Origin of the sequence: Idiomarina seosinensis (assembly GCF_044797955.1) — a bacterium.
In the GTDB taxonomy this organism is placed as follows: Bacteria; Pseudomonadota; Gammaproteobacteria; order Enterobacterales; family Alteromonadaceae; genus Idiomarina; species Idiomarina seosinensis_A.
Genome location: NZ_CP085211.1, coordinates 2051313 through 2067288, shown reverse-complemented (window position 1 = coordinate 2067288; position 15976 = coordinate 2051313). Strand labels below are relative to the sequence as shown.

Here is a 15976-nt window from a genome sequence, read left to right as displayed (position 1 = left end):
CCCAGCCATGACTCTGGACCGTTCAGTAGTAATAACGGAAACCACTAATAAAAATGATAACGACTTAATCGTCAGGGGAATCCATATGTACACACCCAATTTCAGAAAATCAGTGTTAGCGCTTGCTGTGTCAGGTTTGTTAGGTAGTCCGCTGGCTATGGCACAGCAGCAACAGGAAGCCGAAGCCGAGGATGGCAAATTAGAGCGCATAGAGGTGACAGCGCGCCGCACCAGTGAAAGCCTACAGGAAGTGCCGGTATCCGTTACCGCCTTTGGCGAGATGGAGCTGGAGCGCGATGGCATCGAGGATATTACTGAGCTGCAATATAAGATGCCGAATACCACCTTTCAGGTAAGCCGCGGAACAAACTCAACGTTGACAGCTTACATCCGTGGTATCGGTCAGCAGGATCCCTTGTGGGGCTTCGAACCGGGCGTGGGTATCTATATTGATGATGTCTATGTAGCCCGGCCACAGGGCGCAGTGCTGGAAGTACTGGACGTGCAGCGGGTCGAGGTGTTGCGCGGACCGCAGGGTACGTTATACGGCAAGAACACAATCGGCGGCGCAATGAAGTACGTGACCCGTGAACTGACTGGTTACGATGAGTTTGAAATAAAAGGAACCGTCGGTAGTTACAGTCAGGCAGATCTGAAAGTGTCCGGTCAGACGGCTTTGAGTGACACCTTTTATGTTGGCGGTGCGTTTGCGACGTTAAACCGTGACGGCTTCGGTAAGTTTGTTAACACCGGCGATGAAAACTACAACAAAGAACTGATGACCGGCCGTTTGAATGCTAAATGGCTGGCCAGTAAGGATGTAAATGTACGATTTGCCGCAGACTGGACTCAGGATGATTCTAATGCACGCGGCGGACACCGACTGCTACCATCGCTGCTAAGCGACGAGCCGCGCCAGGAAGACGTATTTGACGCCTACACTGCGATGCCGACAGAAAACACGGTAGAAAACGAAGGTTATTCGATGACCATTGATTGGGCCATCAACAGTGAATGGATGTTCAAATCAGTAACGGCATACCGGGAAGGTTACACCAACACCAATATTGACTTTGACTCGACAGTCAACCCGGTGCTGCTGATACCTGCAGTCTATGAGGACGATCAAACCACCCAGGAATTCCAGTTTATGTACAATGCCGATCGACTTAATTTTGTCGGTGGTCTGTACTTATATGAAGGCGAAGCCTGCGGCGAGTTTGGTACCGTGCTGGGTCTGTTAGGGTTGTCGATTGATACCGGTGGCTGCGTGGACACCTCCAGTGAGGCATTATTTGGTCAGGCAACTTATCAGTTAGACGACAAGTGGTCTGTCACTTTAGGCGGTCGTTATACCCGTGATGATAAAGAAGCCGACGTGTTTCGCTATACCTATGCCGGCATTAAGTTCCTTGACCGTGGTGATTATGATATGGATCCCATCGTCATTAACTCTGACTTCTCGCAACAGGAAGACTGGAGCAAATTCAGCCCTCACGCCAGTGTCAGTTACCAGGTAGATCCTAGCCTGATGATGTACGCCAGCTACAGCAACGGTTTTAAATCCGGTGGTATTGATATGCGCGCTGACGTTTCCATTAACCCTGACGGTTCTGACCCCTACGATCCTGAAACCGTTGATACCTTTGAGTTTGGCGTGAAAAGTGAAATGCTGGACGGCAGGTTACGCCTGAATGCGGCCGCTTTTGTATCAGACTATCAGGATATGCAGGTTACCGTGCAACGAGCTATTGAGGGTGGTGGTGTTGCTTCTCAGGTTCTTAATGCGGCTGACTCGACGGTTCAGGGTGTCGAATTTGAGTCGACTTTTGCGGTCACTCCGACGTTAAACTTTACCGGTTCATTAGGCTATATTGACGCGGAATTTGACTCTGTTGAGTTTTTTAACCCTGAATTACAGCAAATTGAAGACGTCTCTGATGTGTGGTCATTTCAGAATACTCCTGAGCTGACTGCCAACCTTGGCTTTACCAAAGAATTTATGCTGGAAAACGGCTCTTTGGTCTGGTCCGGTACGGTAGCCTACCGCGATGAAACGCAAATCTTCGAAATTCCGTCGCCATTGGATGAAGAGGCTTACAGCCTGACCAATACCAGTTTAGTCTGGTACTCGGATTCGGGTCAGTGGACAGTCGGCCTGCACGCTAAAAACGTGTTTGATGAAGAGTACCGGGTGTCAGGTTATAACTTTGGCTCGACATTCGGTGAAAATATCGTGACCGGTTATTACGGTGACCCACGGACTGTTTCCTTAGCTGTTGGTTATCGCTTCTAGTCCCCGTAACGCCAGCGCCCCGAGTTACTGTTCAAAGTAACCCGGGCGCTGGTAATTTTATTAAAAGTCGATAGCATGGTCATTATTCAATCCTCAACTCAGCTGTCTCAAATGGCCAGAGCAATTATTGCCGATGATCACCCTTTATTTCGTGCTGCTATGAATCAGGCGCTCAGCGATACCCTGTCGTCGGAAATCCTTGAAGTTTCCAGTTTTCAGCAGTTAGAGCAGGCACTTTTAACACATCCGCAAATTGAACTGGTATTTTTGGACCTCTCCATGCCCGGTAATCAGGGTTTAACCGGTTTATCGACATTACGCAGCCAGTATCCGGATATTCTGGTCGTCATCGTTTCGGCAAACGAGGATACCCGGGTTGTTCGTCAGGCGATGGCATTAGGTGCCAGCGGTTATATACCTAAGTCGGTGCCGCTGCCGGAATGGAAAACGGCGGTAGTCACTGTGCTGGCAGGTGATAACTGGTTACCGGCCAGCATGCAGGATGTTATTAACCAGCCTGATAAAGAGTTGTCTGCTTTTGCTAACCAGCTGGAGCAGCTAACACCGCAGCAGTTTAAAGTGTTGCAGTGCATCGCAAACGGCTTATTAAATAAACAAATTGCTTACCAGCTAGGTGTGCAGGAAACCACCATTAAGCAGCACGTCTCGGCGATTTTGCGCAAGCTTAACTGCATTAACCGAACCCAGGCAGGTATTCTCTTTAAACAAATGCTAACGACTCCGGACTCTTTTGATCAGCCGCTTTAGTGCGCCGCTTTTTAACGGTTTAGGGATAAACTGAGCATTGATTTCCAACGCCTGCTCGCGTAACTGTTCGTTGGGGTCGGCAGAATTAATGATCGCCGGTGTATTGCATTGCCAGTGCTGACGCAGGGCAATGACCACATCGATTCCGGTTATTCCGTTATCCAGGTGATAATCAGCAAAAATCAGGTCACAGGCAGGAACCTGCAATGCCTGCTGCTGGTCGGCTACCGGATAAACTTTAGCTCCCCATTGCTCTAGTAACGTCGAAGTGGCACTCAGTACCCGGCGGTCATTATCAATGACCAACACCCGGTATCCGGCCAGTAAGCTTGCTTCCACTACAGGTACCGCAGACGGCGTATCAGCTTCTGTGTTTTTGTGCCAGGACTGGACAGTCAGGGTAATACCAAAGGCGGTCCCTTTACCGGGGCTGGAGCGTAATTGCAGCGGCACAGCCAACAGCCGGCAAACGCGTTCCACAATCGATAAGCCAAGCCCGAGGCCGGGATTATCGCCGCTGGCCTGAAGCTGATGAAACTCTCTGAAAATGTCTTCTTGTTTGTGAGTGGGGATGCCTTCGCCGGTATCAATAATCCATACCGTAGCCTGCTGCTGATGACGTTTAACGCCCAAAATAATACGGCCAGACTGGGTATAGCGAATGGCGTTTGATAGCAGGTTTTGAATAACCCGGGTGAGCAATTTGCGGTCGCTGTTAATGATTGCCGACGAGGCTACATAATCAAAACGCAGGCCCTTTTCGGCTGCCATAGCCTGATAACGGTCTACTAGCGGCTGCAGCAGATTATCTAAGGCAAAGGTCTGGCGTTCTGGAGTTAAGTTACCGGCATCCAGCTTAGTCATATCCAGTAACATCGTCAGTAGTTCTTCAGCGTGCTCGAGCGAACGTTGCAGGTTAATAGCGAGCGGCAGTACCGTCGGCTGCACTTTGGTTTGCAACATTTCACAAAAAAGGCTGGCGGCATTAAAAGGCTGCATCAGGTCATGGCTGACGGCAGCGAAAAAACGGGACTTGCTTACGTGCGCTTTTTCTTCTGCCTGTTTGGCACTGAGTAACTGCTCAGTTCGCTCAGCTACCCGCTGTTCCAGTTGTTCGTTGATGTGTTGTAATGCTTTTTGGGCGTCTATTTTTTCAGTAATGTCACTGTACGTCGTTACAAAACCACCACCGGGCATTGGATTACCCTGCAGCTCAATAATTAATTGTCCCTGGGCGCGCTGGTACTGATAATGGCTGCCGGCTCGTAGGTAATTAAGGCGTTTTTCAATTTCGGCCTCGACGTTTTGACCGTTCGACTGACTCAACATACCGCGGGCTGCATTGTAGCGCAGTAGTTCTTCCACTGGCATTCCCGCCCGGACCAGGCCTTCAGGGTAATCAAAGATTTCAATATAACGACGATTCCAGGCGACCAGCCGCAGCTCTTGATCGATGACACTAATGCCCTGCGGAATATTTTCCACTGACGCCTGCAGGAGTTCGCGGTTGAACCGATAAAGTTTTGATGCTTCTGTGGCCCAGTCTACCACCTTAGCAACAGGCAGCTCCTGCTGCTCGGAAATGGTATCAAATAATAGCCGGGTGGCGGAGGTACCAATGATAGTCGAAAGTTCCCGTTCAATACGGACAAGAGTAGGAGCGGGTACCAACGACTGGTCATCCAGCGGTAGTAAGCTCAGATTCATTTTCTGCTGCAGGTTATGCAATTGACGCGGACTATAAAACCGCTCCAGCAAAGCGTGTAAGCGGGACCAGCTAAGACTTGGCTGACGGATAAAGTCGTCATTGCCCGTGGTCTGAACGCGGTGATCCCGGTTGGGTATCAACACCGACGTTAAGATAAAAATAGTTAAGTTAAGGCCAAGGCTTATCAGTACCCCATCGGCCACCTGAATATCCGTTATTGGCTGTGCTGTATTTAAAGCGGGCAACAGCAGCAAGCTTAACCAGGCAAGCGCGCCGGCGAGCAGCCCGGATATCACACCCAGCTGATGGCTGCGCGGCCACAATACGCTGGCAATGATGGCGGGTGCCAGCTGTACCAGTAAGGCCAGTGAAATCAGCCCCGAATTAACCAGTGGCAGACTGTCAATGGTGAGCTGGTAATAGATATAAGCCATCAACATGACGATGATAATGGTGACACGTCGTATCAGCAGAATGCGCGCGGGAGTGAATTGCAGCGGCCTGAGACGCTGCCGGGTTAACCTGAGCCATAGCGGCATGACCAGATCATTAGAGATCATGATACTGAGGGCCAGTAAAGCGATTAGCACCATGCTGGTTGCCGCAGCTAAGCCACCGATAAAGGCAATAAGAGCAATATCAGTGCGTCCACTGGACAGTGGTAACACCAGCATAAAGGTATCGTTGGTAGCTTGCTCGGGCGCAATCAGCAGAGCAGCCATAGCAATGGGCAAAATGAAAAAGTTAATAGCGAATAAATACAAAGGGAAAGCCCAGCGCGCAACGCGTAATTCATCACTGTGAGTATTCTCTACATAGGTCACATGAAACTGACGCGGTAGACAAAACATTGATAAAGCGCCGAGCAGTACATGAACGATGTAAACATACAGTCCACCGCTTTTACCCTCCATCGCTGCTCTTGTATGCTCAGTATTAAGGCTGGCTGCGAGCAGATCATTAAACCCATCAAACAGGCTGTAAGTCGCAAATAGGCCCACCGCCATAAACGCCAGCAGTTTTACAATTGACTCGAAGGCCATGGCGTCCATCAAGCCGCTGTGTTGCTCTGCCAGACTTAAGCGACGGGTGGCAAACAAGAAGCCAAAGGCAATCATCACTAAAGCCACCAGAGCGGATAAATCAAATAACCAGAAGGGATTCTGATTGACCCCGGTAATGGCGGAAAAACTGGCGGTAACAGCCCTTAGCTGTAAAGAAATATAAGGCACCACAGCAATTAACGCCGTTAGGGCAACGACACTCGCCAATAAAGGTGATTTACCATAGCGGGTGCCGATTAAGTCGGCAATTGAGGTAATATTTTGTTGCTTACAATAATTGAGAATGCGCAGTTGAATTGAATGCAGAAATAAGAATACCGCGATAGCACCGATGTAAGTCGGAGCGAAAGACCAACCGTAATGTGCAGACTGGGTAACCGTACCGAAAAAAGCCCAGGACGTGCAGTGAACGCCCTGGGCCAGTGAATAGCGATAAGGTTTGGCAGGCTGCCGCCGACTACCGTCACCCCGGTAAGCAATAAAAAATAATACAATCAGATAGATGATGGCGGTAGCAGCTGTAACAGATACCGACAACATGATTAGTGGTACTCATGGGAATCGCGGAAGACCGGCAGTGACCACTGGTAACGGATTGCTCCGATACGGATCACTAAAGTGGTCAGCATGGCCGCAGCAAAAGCAATGAGCGGACTGTAGTTAATCAACAGACAGTAAACCGTAGCACCGGCGATACAGGTTGTTGCGTACAACTCACTTTTCAGCACCATAGGCACATCACGGGCAAGAACATCGCGGAGCATACCTCCAAAACAGGCGGTTATGGTGCCCATAATCACCGCTATAAAAGGTGAAAACCCGGCTGATAGTGTTTTTTCAGCGCCCATGGTGGCAAAAAATGCCAGCCCGATAGCATCAGCAAGCTGTAGGGTGGTCATTGGAATGTAGGTTTTGTAACGCAACCAAATAATAGTTACTAACGCCGCTGCCAGTATTGTATAGATGTAGGTTTGGTCCTGAGTCCAGAATACCGGTAAATCAAGAATTAAGTCGCGAATGGTTCCGCCGCCAATAGCTGTTGTCGAGGCCAGAACAACGACACCGAAACCGTCCATATGCTTACGGAAAGCTAACAAGGTCCCGGCAATCGCAAACACGGCCACGCCGGCCTGGTCGGCCCAATAAAACAACACATCCATTTTTATCAACAGCCTCAGTTGCAGAGCTAAATTTCGTTCAGTTTGTCATTATAAAAGACAGAATGGTAGTTTGTTGCTCGACTATTTCTACTGGCTATTTTATCATCAGTGTCAGAACTGACGACGCCAGATTAGCTGGCGAAGTAATGCTAAGGATTAGCGTACCATTATGAATGTTGCAGAAATGAAAACTCAGCACGCCGGTGATGACCTTGATAGTCGTCTGGAAGTGGCGCCTACATTGATCATTGCTCTGCATCCGGAGTTAAGCCGTATCGGCGAATCGGCTCCTTTACTTGGGCTGGTTACCGAAGGCAGGGATTACCTCAGTCGCAACCGTCCTGACTTCGCTCATAATGGCCGTGCGGCAATGCCGTTAAATGAACCACGTATCAGCCGCTCTCCGGTTATCATCCAACAGGACAACGAAGAAAATTACCGCATTCGGGCCCACTCAACCAGCACAACAGTCAATATTGCCGGAAGGGCGGAGCAGAGTGAATACTTACTAAGCGGGGCCGATTTAAGTTCCGGAGTGGTCATTAGCCTGAATAAAACGGTGGTGCTGGTATTAAAGTATATGCCGCTGCGGGACATCCGCACGGCAGAAAACTCGCTACTTAAAGGCTTAAGCCCGGACATTAAGGCGATTAGTAGCCACCTTGAACACATTGCCGAGCTCAACCTGCCGGTAATGATCAGAGGTGCGGCGGGTACCGGCAAAGAACTTACTGCCTTGCAGTTGCACCGCACCATATTTGCAGAGGAAAAGCCGTTTGTTTGTGTCAATTTAGCGGCTATTCATGATGCCGTTGCCGCTGAAGAACTATTTGGTGGTTACTTCGGTAGCCAGAGAAATGTGGGTTACTTTGCTCAGGCAGAGGGCGGTACTCTGGTGCTTGAAGATTTGGAAGATGCCTCCGAAGAAGTTATCAGTTTGCTGTTTAAAGTGCTCACCAAAGGCTATTACTTATGCAAAGATAACCAGACGCCGAAAACTCTCAACTGTCGGCTAATACTCACCAGTATTTACGAAAGCTGTCCGTACACCGAAGATTCGCGGCTACAGCAACTGGCGAACCATCTGAGTGCCTACCAAATATTTTTACCGGCTTTAAGCGAGCGAGTGGAAGATATCAGCTTGTTATTTATTCAGTTTGTTCGCGAGCAGTGGCGTCGCTTATGCCCGGACAAACCTCTTGAGCTGGCAGTGCCGGCAGAACTAATCAGTCAGCTGTTAACGTTTAACTGGCCGGGCAATGTCAGGCAGCTGCGTAACGTTGCGCGTCAGGTGGTTATCGATAGTCGTGATTGTCGAGCCTTGCAACTGGATACTCAGCTGTTGTCGATTTTAAAACCGCGGTTAAACCCCACCGCACCAGCGGGTGCGAATCGTAAACCCAACACCATCAGTCGCGAGGAGCTACTGGCCGCCCTGCAGAATAACCGCTTTGAATTACAATCAACGGCTACGGAACTGAGGATCTCCAGAGCGTCGGTTTATCAGTTGATTCAACGTTTTGATGGTATTCAGACAGCTCAGGACATCACTGAAGCGCAGTTAAGAGAGAGCTTTGAAAAGCATCAGGGCGATACTGAGCAGATGATGTGGCAGTTAAAAGTTTCGCAAGTGGGACTGCGTCGTCGCTTAAAAGCTCTGGGTTTCGATATCTGAAGCAGTATCCTTCCCCCCTAACTTTTTGCTAAACTATGGTACTTTATTGACTTGTAATTCCGTCACCTTGTCCTCATTTATGACAAGGTGACATAATAATGATCAACAAAACTTTAGATAGCTGGGGAATGTTATGAACTTTTTTATTAGTCCTGCATACGCGCAAGATGGTTCAGCTGCAGGTGGTGGCATGGAATTAATTTTCATGCTGGTCATGTTCGGCTTGATTTTTTACTTCTTGATTTACCGTCCACAGGCTAAACGCGTAAAGCAGCATAAAGAATTGATTTCGTCGCTAAGCAAAGGCGATGAAGTGTTAACGCAGGGCGGCATGGTCGGCCGGATAACTAAGGTCAGTGACGACAAAGACTTTATTGTTATTGCGTTAAATGAAGATCTTGAAGTAACGGTTCAAAAAGCAGCAGTGTCTTCGGTTCTTCCGAAAGGAACGATGAAGTCTCTCTAATTGCATTGCAAATAAAGGTGGCACGACGTGTTAAATAAATACCCGTTGTGGAAAAACCTGTTAGTGATTTTCATCATTCTGTTGGCAGCGCTTTATGCGCTGCCAAATATTTATGGTGAGGACCCGGCAGTACAAATTTCCGCAGATCGACAAGCAACAATTGATGCAAATACTTTGGATCGGGTACGCAATTCGCTGCTCAGCCAGGACATATCTCCCAAATCTATTGCCCTTGAAGACGAACAGATTCTGGTTCGGCTCACATCCGACGATGAGCAGTTAAAAGCCCGTGAAACCCTGGTTGAAAGCCTGGGTGATAATTACATTGTTGCACTTAACCTGGCTCCGGCAACGCCTCAATGGCTGAAAAGCATTGGCGCTGAACCGATGAAGCTGGGCCTGGATTTACGGGGCGGCGTTCATTTCCTGATGGAAATCGATATGGACGAAGCCATGCGGAAAATACTAGATGGTATGAAAGATACGGTTCGTAATGAGTTGCGCGAAGAGCGTATTCGTTACTCGGCCGTTAATGCAACCGATGACGGTGTTTACATCCAGCTACGTAATGATGAAGCCTACCAGGCGGCTGAAACGTACCTTGATAACCGTTACGAGGGTTATCAGCTGATAGAGGAACCGGATGAGCAAAGCCTGCGTCTGCAAATGACTGACCAGAAGCTTGCAGAAACCCGTGATTACGCCGTTTCGCAAAATATCACCATTATGCGAAACCGGGTGAACGAACTGGGGGTGGCGGAACCGATTATTCAGCGTCAGGGTGCCAATCGTATTGTTGTCGAGTTACCGGGTGTGCAGGATACGGCAAGGGCTAAAGAAATCCTCGGCGCTACAGCGACACTCGAATTTCGTCTGGTTGATACCGAAAATGATGTTCGGGATGCAGTTAACGGCCGGGTTCCTTTTGGCAGCGAATTATTGCCGATGCGCGATGGCCCCCGGCAGTTACTTAAAGAAGACGTCATTCTGACCGGCGACCATATCGTCAATGCCGGCGTGGGTTATGATGAGTACAACCGGCCCCAGGTTAATATTTCACTGGACGGTGCCGGTGGTAACAAAATGTCGATGGCAACCAAAGATAATGTTGGTAAGCCAATGGCAACGGTATTTATTGAATACAATGCGACCGATGAGCGCGATCAGGACGGTAAGCTACAATTTACAAAAAATGCTGAAGTGATCAACGTCGCTACCATTCAGTCACGTTTAGGCAGTAGTTTCAGAATTACCGGAGTTGGCGCTCAGGAAGCGCAAAACCTGGCTTTACTGTTGCGCGCGGGTGCTTTGATTGCCCCCATCCAGATTGTTGAAGAGCGAACTGTCGGGCCGAGCCTGGGACAACAGAACATAGATGCCGGCACACAAGCCATCTTGTGGGGTTTTATTTTAGTACTGGTGTTTATGATTGCGTATTATCGGAAGTTTGGTCTGGTGGCAAATTGCGCGCTGGCAGCTAACTTAATCTTGATTATTGGCGTCATGTCAATGATTCCGGGAGCAACTCTGACCTTGCCAGGCATGGCGGGCATTGTATTAACCGTTGGTATGGCCGTAGACGCTAATGTTTTGATTTTTGAGCGAATACGCGAAGAAATAAAAGCTAAGCGGAGCCCACAGCAGGCGATTCACCACGGTTACGACAGCGCTTTGTCAACCATTGCCGATGCTAATGTGACAACCCTGATTGCCGCGTTAATTCTGTTTGCTATTGGTAATGGTCCGATTAAAGGATTTGCCATTACACTGGCAATTGGCATTATCACGTCAATGTTTACCGCTATCGTCGGCACACGCGCGCTAGTGAATTCAGTCTGGGGCGGTAAGCGCCTTAGCAAGTTATCGATTTAGGCGAAGTTATGCGTACACTTATCAATACAGACGAACGAATTCCCTTTATGCGCTTTCGCGGCGCATTTGCGATTCTCAGCGGGCTATTACTGCTCGCTTCGATCGTGTCGTTATCAGTGAACAAACTCAATCTGGGTCTGGACTTTACCGGCGGCACCCTAATTGAAGTCGGCTTTCAGCAACCCGCTGATTTGCAACAAGTACGAAGCGTATTGAATGAATCGGGTTATAGTGATGCCGTAGTGCAAAACTATGGTACTCAACAAGATTTGTTAATTCGTCTGGAGCCGCGGGCTGATGTAAAAGCAGAGCAATTGGGCTCGAGCATTCTCGATTCATTGCGAACTCAAATTAGTGCGGATATTGAAATGCGTCGGATTGAATTTGTCGGACCTAATGTCGGTGACGAATTCATCGAGCAGGGCGGCCTGGCGATGTTAACGGCGTTAATTTGTATCTTAATCTACATTGCACTGCGGTTTGAGTGGCGTCTGGCGGTCGGCGCGGTAGCTGCGCTGGCACATGATGTCACCATTACTCTGGGCTTGTTTTCAGTGCTGGGCTTAGAGTTTGATCTAACCGTGTTAGCAGCCTTACTGGCCGTTATTGGTTATTCCATCAACGATACAGTGGTGGTCTGTGACCGGATCCGCGAAACTTTTCGTAAGTTTGCCAAGTTAACACCTATACAAACCGTCGACAGGGCCTTGACGGATACATTAAGCCGAACCATCGTCACCTCAACGACTACAATTTTGGTATTGCTAACCTTGTTCTTTCTTGGTGGCCCATTGATTCATGGCTTTTCTACTGCATTGTTGTTTGGTGTGCTTATCGGTACTTATTCATCAATTTTTATCGCCAGTTCCGTTGCACTAAGCTTTGGTGTGAGCCGTGATGATCTGATGCCCACAGAAGTTGAGAAAGAGGGCGCCGATCAGGATCCTATGCTTTAATTTAAATTGTCAGTTAACCTAATTGGAGAGAGCCATGCTTGCAGTTCTGTCACCGGCAAAAAACTTAGATTATGAAAGCCCCGTTCCGGCGGTACAGGCAACTCAACCCAGGTTACTTGACGATGCTCAACGGTTAGTCACGGTATGTCGCGAGCTGAGCCCGCAACAGCTTGGCTCGCTGATGAAGATCAGTGACAAGCTGGCGGGCCTTAATGCCGCACGTTTTGCCGAATGGTCGTTGCCATTTAATGAAACTAATTCCCGGCCTGCGATGTTCGCTTTCAACGGCGATGTGTATGCGGGGCTGGATGCCGGCAGTCTGTCTGCAGAACAAATAGAGTCAGCGCAACAACAGTTGCGAATTCTTTCCGGTCTCTACGGGGTATTAAGACCGCTAGATCTGATGCAACCTTACCGTTTAGAAATGGGTACCAAATTAAAAACCGCAGCAGCTGACAATCTGTACCAGTTTTGGGCCGATAAAATTACTGATGTCTTAAACGGCGATTTGGCACAGCAAGGCAGTGATGTTTTGGTGAACTTGGCCTCGAATGAATATTTTTCTGCCGTAGACACAGCCAAATTAAGGGCGAAAGTTGTTACCCCGGTGTTTAAGGACGAGAAAAACGGTCAGTACAAGGTCATTAGTTTTTACGCCAAAAAGGCGCGTGGCCTGATGGCTCGATTTATAGTGAACCAAAACCCCGGACAAGTGTCGGAATTAAAAGAATTTGATACCGCGGGCTATCAGTTTAGTCCTGGTGAATCAACAGATAGTCAATTGGTGTTCTTGCGGGCGGAGTCTGCGCGAGATTAATTCGCTTAGTAAAAGCATAACCGAATAGGTATAAAAGATGTCCGACAACGACAACCTTGAGCAACAGTCCGGTGGTTCGATGACAACCAGGGTTGTGGTCGCAATTGTTGCTATTATTGCGATTGCTCTGGCCCTTTGGTGGTTACTTGCAACGGAAGATACGCCAAAGTCTGAACGCCAGCCCGTGGCTAAAGAGCCGGTAGCGCAACCCGTTGAAGAGCAAAGTCCTGCGCCGGAACCTGAAGCTTCTGTGGCAATTGATCCTGTGCCGGAAGAACCCACCGAGAGTGAACCGGTAAGTTCGGCGGACGAGGATCGCCAGCGAACTGACGAACAGTCGCAGCCAGCTGAATCTGAAGTTGAGCCAGCGCCGGAACTGCCGGACCTTGCTAACAGCACGCCAACCGTTCTGCAGACGCTGGACTCCAGTGGCGTTGAAATTCAACCACTCAAAAGTTCACAACTTGTCAGTGATGTAGTGGTCATTGTCGATAATCTTCGTAATGGCTCGTTGGTTCGTGAGCGAACCGTGGTGCAGCGTCCTGACGGCCGTTTTAAAGTATTGGAAATTGATGGCGCTTTGTATATTGATGAACAAAGCTACCAGCGCTATGACGCACTGGTGGACTGGTTTGTCAGCCTTGACGAAGAAGCGGTGGTTGAAAACTATCAGTTATTCAGGCCACTACTGTCGGAAGCTTATGCTGATATTGGTTACCCTGATGCAGACTTTACCCGGGCAATTGTCGAGGCCATTGAGGTGTTAATGGACACGCCGGTACCAGAAACACTGGTCGAGGTGAAAGATGATGAGGTGATGTACACCTATGCGAACCCGTCTTACGAGAATCTGCCGCCAGCTCAAAAGCAACTTTTGAGAATGGGACCTGACAATATCAGACGGTTAAAAAGCAAGTTATCGTCTTTAAAACAGGAATTTGAAAAGCAACTATGAGTAAACCAGAAGACAATGCAATTCCTGAACACGCTAAGGGTGAGTTTCCCACTCGTGATGGCCGATTTTCACGCTGGTTGGGCCGCGTTGGTTTACGCTTATTTGGGGGCTGGAAGATTAACGGCGAAATGCCGGATGTTAACAAAGCGATATTGCCTGTAGCTCCTCATACCTCTAATTGGGATTTTCCAATTGGGGTTTTTGTTATGCTGGCAATGGGATTAAAGCTTAACTATCTTGCCAAAGCCAGTTTGTTTCGCTTTCCTCTAAAAAGCCTGATGACTAAACTGGGCGGTATCCCCATCGATCGAAGTGCGCCTAATGGTGTGGTCGGCAAGATGGTAAGCGAGTTCGAAGCTGCCGATGAAATGATTGTCGTCATCACGCCCGAGGGTACCCGAAAAAAAGTCACCGAATGGAAGAAAGGATTTCTGCACATTGCCAAACAGGCAAACGTGCCCATTATTCCGGTAGCATTTGATTACGCCCGCAAAGCCATTGATATTGGTCCTGCAATGATGATCACCGGCGAAATAGAAAAAGAGCTGGAACGAATAAAAAGCTTTTTTGCCCATGCTCAGGGTAAGCGAGTGGAGTTTAGTTAATGGGGCTCTGGTTACGTGCCTCTTTGCTGCTTTTGCTTGCTGTTGCGGCCGCGCCTTTGGCGGCGGCTGAATTCTGGCAGTCAAACTGGGTTAAGCCGGAACGGACCCAGTCCGAAGCGCTATTAGTCAGGCCGTTGGCGGCTGAAGACTCAGAAGCCTTATATCAAAGTTATATGGGCTCTCAGGAATGGCTTTATCAGCGACTCGGGTGGGGTTGGCCCTCGGACAAAACAACCAAAGAACAAAACCATTCCATGATGCAGGTACACCTAGCTCAGCAGGATAACAATAAAGCCTTTACCTATGTAGTCATTGATCGTCAGCGTGACCGGATAATTGGTGCGGTTTATTTTGTTCCTGTTATTGCCGGTAGAAGTCAGTCCGGGGCCATTGATACCAGTAAATATAATGCCGAGGTTAGCTGGTGGCTAACCGAGCGCGCAGTCAGCAACAGTTTGCATAACGATCTTTTTCAGTTAATGACTGATTGGTTAAAAACCGGCTGGCCCTGGGGTCAGGTATTATTCCCCGTGGCGGAGTCCAACCAGCCAGCCCGGGCAGTACTGGAGAGCAGCTCAGCGCGTTTGGCAGGACACAATGAGGACGCGGAAGAGCTGTTCTACTCCTATACGCTGGCGCGGAAATAAACCGCAAAAAAAAGTCTTTTATGGTATTATTAGCGCCAATTGCAAGAGCGTAAGCAGCGGTCTGAAGAAAGGAACAATTATGCAGGTCATTGAAGGTGGTATCGCCGCAAGCGGCAAAAAATTCGCGATTATCGTGTCTCGCTTTAATCACTTTGTCGTTGAAAGTTTACTAGATGGAGCAGTACAAACACTGCAACATTACGGTCAGGTGAATAAAGACGACATTACCGTGGTGCGAGTTCCGGGTGCGTATGAAATACCGGTTACGGCTAAAAAACTCGCCGCCTCAGGAAATTATGACGCAATTATTGCCGTCGGCGCTGTAATTCGTGGTGGCACCCCGCATTTTGAATTTGTTGCCGGCGAATGTAACAGCGGGCTTGGCCGGGTAGCTCTTGAGTTCGGTTTGCCTGTCGCTTTTGGAGTGATTACGACCGACAGTCTTGAACAGGCTATCGAGCGTAGTGGCTCGAAAGCGGGTAATAAAGGTTCTGAGGCGGCATTGAGCGCGTTAGAAATGGTTAACGTGCTGGAACAGCTGTAAGGAGTACCTGATGAAACCTGCAGCGCGCAGAAAGGCAAGAAAGTTAGCTGTTCAGGCCGTTTATTCCTGGCAGCTATCGCAAAATACATTTTCCGAAATCGAAGCTCAGTACTTAACCGACAATGATACCAGCAAAGTTGATGTTGATTATTTTCTGCAACTTCTGAATGGTGTCGGCAGTCATTATAAAAGCCTGGACAATACCCTCAGCCCCTTTTTAGACAGGCCAATAAACGAGTTGGACCCGGTCGAGTTGGCGGTGCTTCGTATCGCTGCTTACGAGCTAAGGGAGCGTCTTGATGTGCCTTACAAGGTGGCTATCAACGAGGCCATCGAATTGGCAAAGTCGTTTGGTGCCGATGACAGCCATCGTTTTGTCAATGGGGTACTGGATAAAGCAGTGGATTCACTGCGCCCGGTCCGCCAGTAAAAGCAACGGCCAG

14 protein-coding genes are annotated in these 15976 nt (G+C 48.8%); 12 read left to right on the top strand and 2 right to left on the bottom strand.

Features of this window, described 5'->3' with window-relative positions:
- Nucleotides 1-85 precede the first annotated feature (85 nt).
- Both LG288_RS09775 and LG288_RS09770 read left to right on the top strand, forming a co-directional pair.
- Nucleotides 86-2296, top strand: a complete 2211-nt coding sequence (locus LG288_RS09775) for a TonB-dependent receptor (protein WP_404400051.1) — start codon at nucleotides 86-88, stop codon at nucleotides 2294-2296.
- Between the two features lie 111 nt (nucleotides 2297-2407).
- Nucleotides 2408-3064, top strand: a complete 657-nt coding sequence (locus tag LG288_RS09770; RefSeq protein ID WP_404403090.1) for a response regulator — start codon at nucleotides 2408-2410, stop codon at nucleotides 3062-3064.
- Here LG288_RS09770 and LG288_RS09765 read toward each other — a convergent pair.
- Both LG288_RS09765 and LG288_RS09760 read right to left on the bottom strand, forming a co-directional pair.
- A complete protein-coding gene (locus LG288_RS09765; RefSeq protein ID WP_404400049.1) occupies nucleotides 3029-6376 on the bottom strand; it encodes a PAS-domain containing protein in 3348 nt (1115 codons plus the stop codon). The genes LG288_RS09770 and LG288_RS09765 overlap by 36 nt on opposite strands.
- A 2-nt stretch (nucleotides 6377-6378) precedes the next feature.
- A complete protein-coding gene (locus LG288_RS09760) occupies nucleotides 6379-6996 on the bottom strand; it encodes a trimeric intracellular cation channel family protein (protein ID WP_404400047.1) in 618 nt (205 codons plus the stop codon).
- 169 nt (nucleotides 6997-7165) lie between these two features.
- Between LG288_RS09760 and LG288_RS09755 the strand changes: the two genes are divergently transcribed.
- The 10 genes from LG288_RS09755 to nusB all read left to right on the top strand — a co-directional run bounded on the left by LG288_RS09755 (nucleotide 7166) and on the right by nusB (nucleotide 15963).
- Complete coding sequence (locus LG288_RS09755) at nucleotides 7166-8671, top strand: sigma 54-interacting transcriptional regulator (RefSeq protein ID WP_404400045.1); 1506 nt, start codon at nucleotides 7166-7168, stop codon at nucleotides 8669-8671.
- Between the two features lie 133 nt (nucleotides 8672-8804).
- Nucleotides 8805-9137 carry a preprotein translocase subunit YajC gene (yajC, locus tag LG288_RS09750; RefSeq protein WP_404400043.1) on the top strand — a complete coding sequence of 111 codons (333 nt, stop codon included), beginning with the start codon at nucleotides 8805-8807 and terminating at the stop codon, nucleotides 9135-9137.
- 27 nt (nucleotides 9138-9164) lie between these two features.
- Nucleotides 9165-11009, top strand: coding sequence for a protein translocase subunit SecD (gene secD, locus LG288_RS09745; protein ID WP_404400041.1), 1845 nt, complete (start codon nucleotides 9165-9167; stop codon nucleotides 11007-11009).
- A gap of 8 nt (nucleotides 11010-11017) precedes the next feature.
- Nucleotides 11018-11965, top strand: coding sequence for a protein translocase subunit SecF (secF, locus tag LG288_RS09740; RefSeq protein WP_404400039.1), 948 nt, complete (start codon nucleotides 11018-11020; stop codon nucleotides 11963-11965).
- A gap of 34 nt (nucleotides 11966-11999) precedes the next feature.
- Nucleotides 12000-12782 carry a peroxide stress protein YaaA gene (gene yaaA, locus LG288_RS09735; RefSeq protein ID WP_404400037.1) on the top strand — a complete coding sequence of 261 codons (783 nt, stop codon included), beginning with the start codon at nucleotides 12000-12002 and terminating at the stop codon, nucleotides 12780-12782.
- 37 nt (nucleotides 12783-12819) lie between these two features.
- Nucleotides 12820-13737 (top strand): DUF3014 domain-containing protein, encoded by a 918-nt coding sequence (locus LG288_RS09730; RefSeq protein ID WP_404400035.1) that lies wholly within the window; start codon nucleotides 12820-12822, stop codon nucleotides 13735-13737.
- The gene (locus LG288_RS09725; protein ID WP_404400033.1) at nucleotides 13734-14342 is read left to right on the top strand and encodes a lysophospholipid acyltransferase family protein; all 609 of its coding nucleotides are present in this window, start codon (nucleotides 13734-13736) and stop codon (nucleotides 14340-14342) included. The genes LG288_RS09730 and LG288_RS09725 overlap by 4 nt, the downstream gene beginning before the upstream one ends.
- Nucleotides 14342-14989, top strand: coding sequence for a GNAT family N-acetyltransferase (locus tag LG288_RS09720; RefSeq protein ID WP_404400031.1), 648 nt, complete (start codon nucleotides 14342-14344; stop codon nucleotides 14987-14989). Before LG288_RS09725 ends, LG288_RS09720 begins: the two co-directional genes overlap by 1 nt.
- Nucleotides 14990-15068: 79 nt before the next feature.
- Entirely contained in the window at nucleotides 15069-15533 is a 465-nt protein-coding gene (ribE, locus tag LG288_RS09715; protein ID WP_404400029.1) for a 6,7-dimethyl-8-ribityllumazine synthase, read from the top strand.
- Between the two features lie 10 nt (nucleotides 15534-15543).
- The gene (gene nusB, locus LG288_RS09710) at nucleotides 15544-15963 is read left to right on the top strand and encodes a transcription antitermination factor NusB (RefSeq protein WP_404400027.1); all 420 of its coding nucleotides are present in this window, start codon (nucleotides 15544-15546) and stop codon (nucleotides 15961-15963) included.
- Nucleotides 15964-15976: the final 13 nt, after the last annotated feature.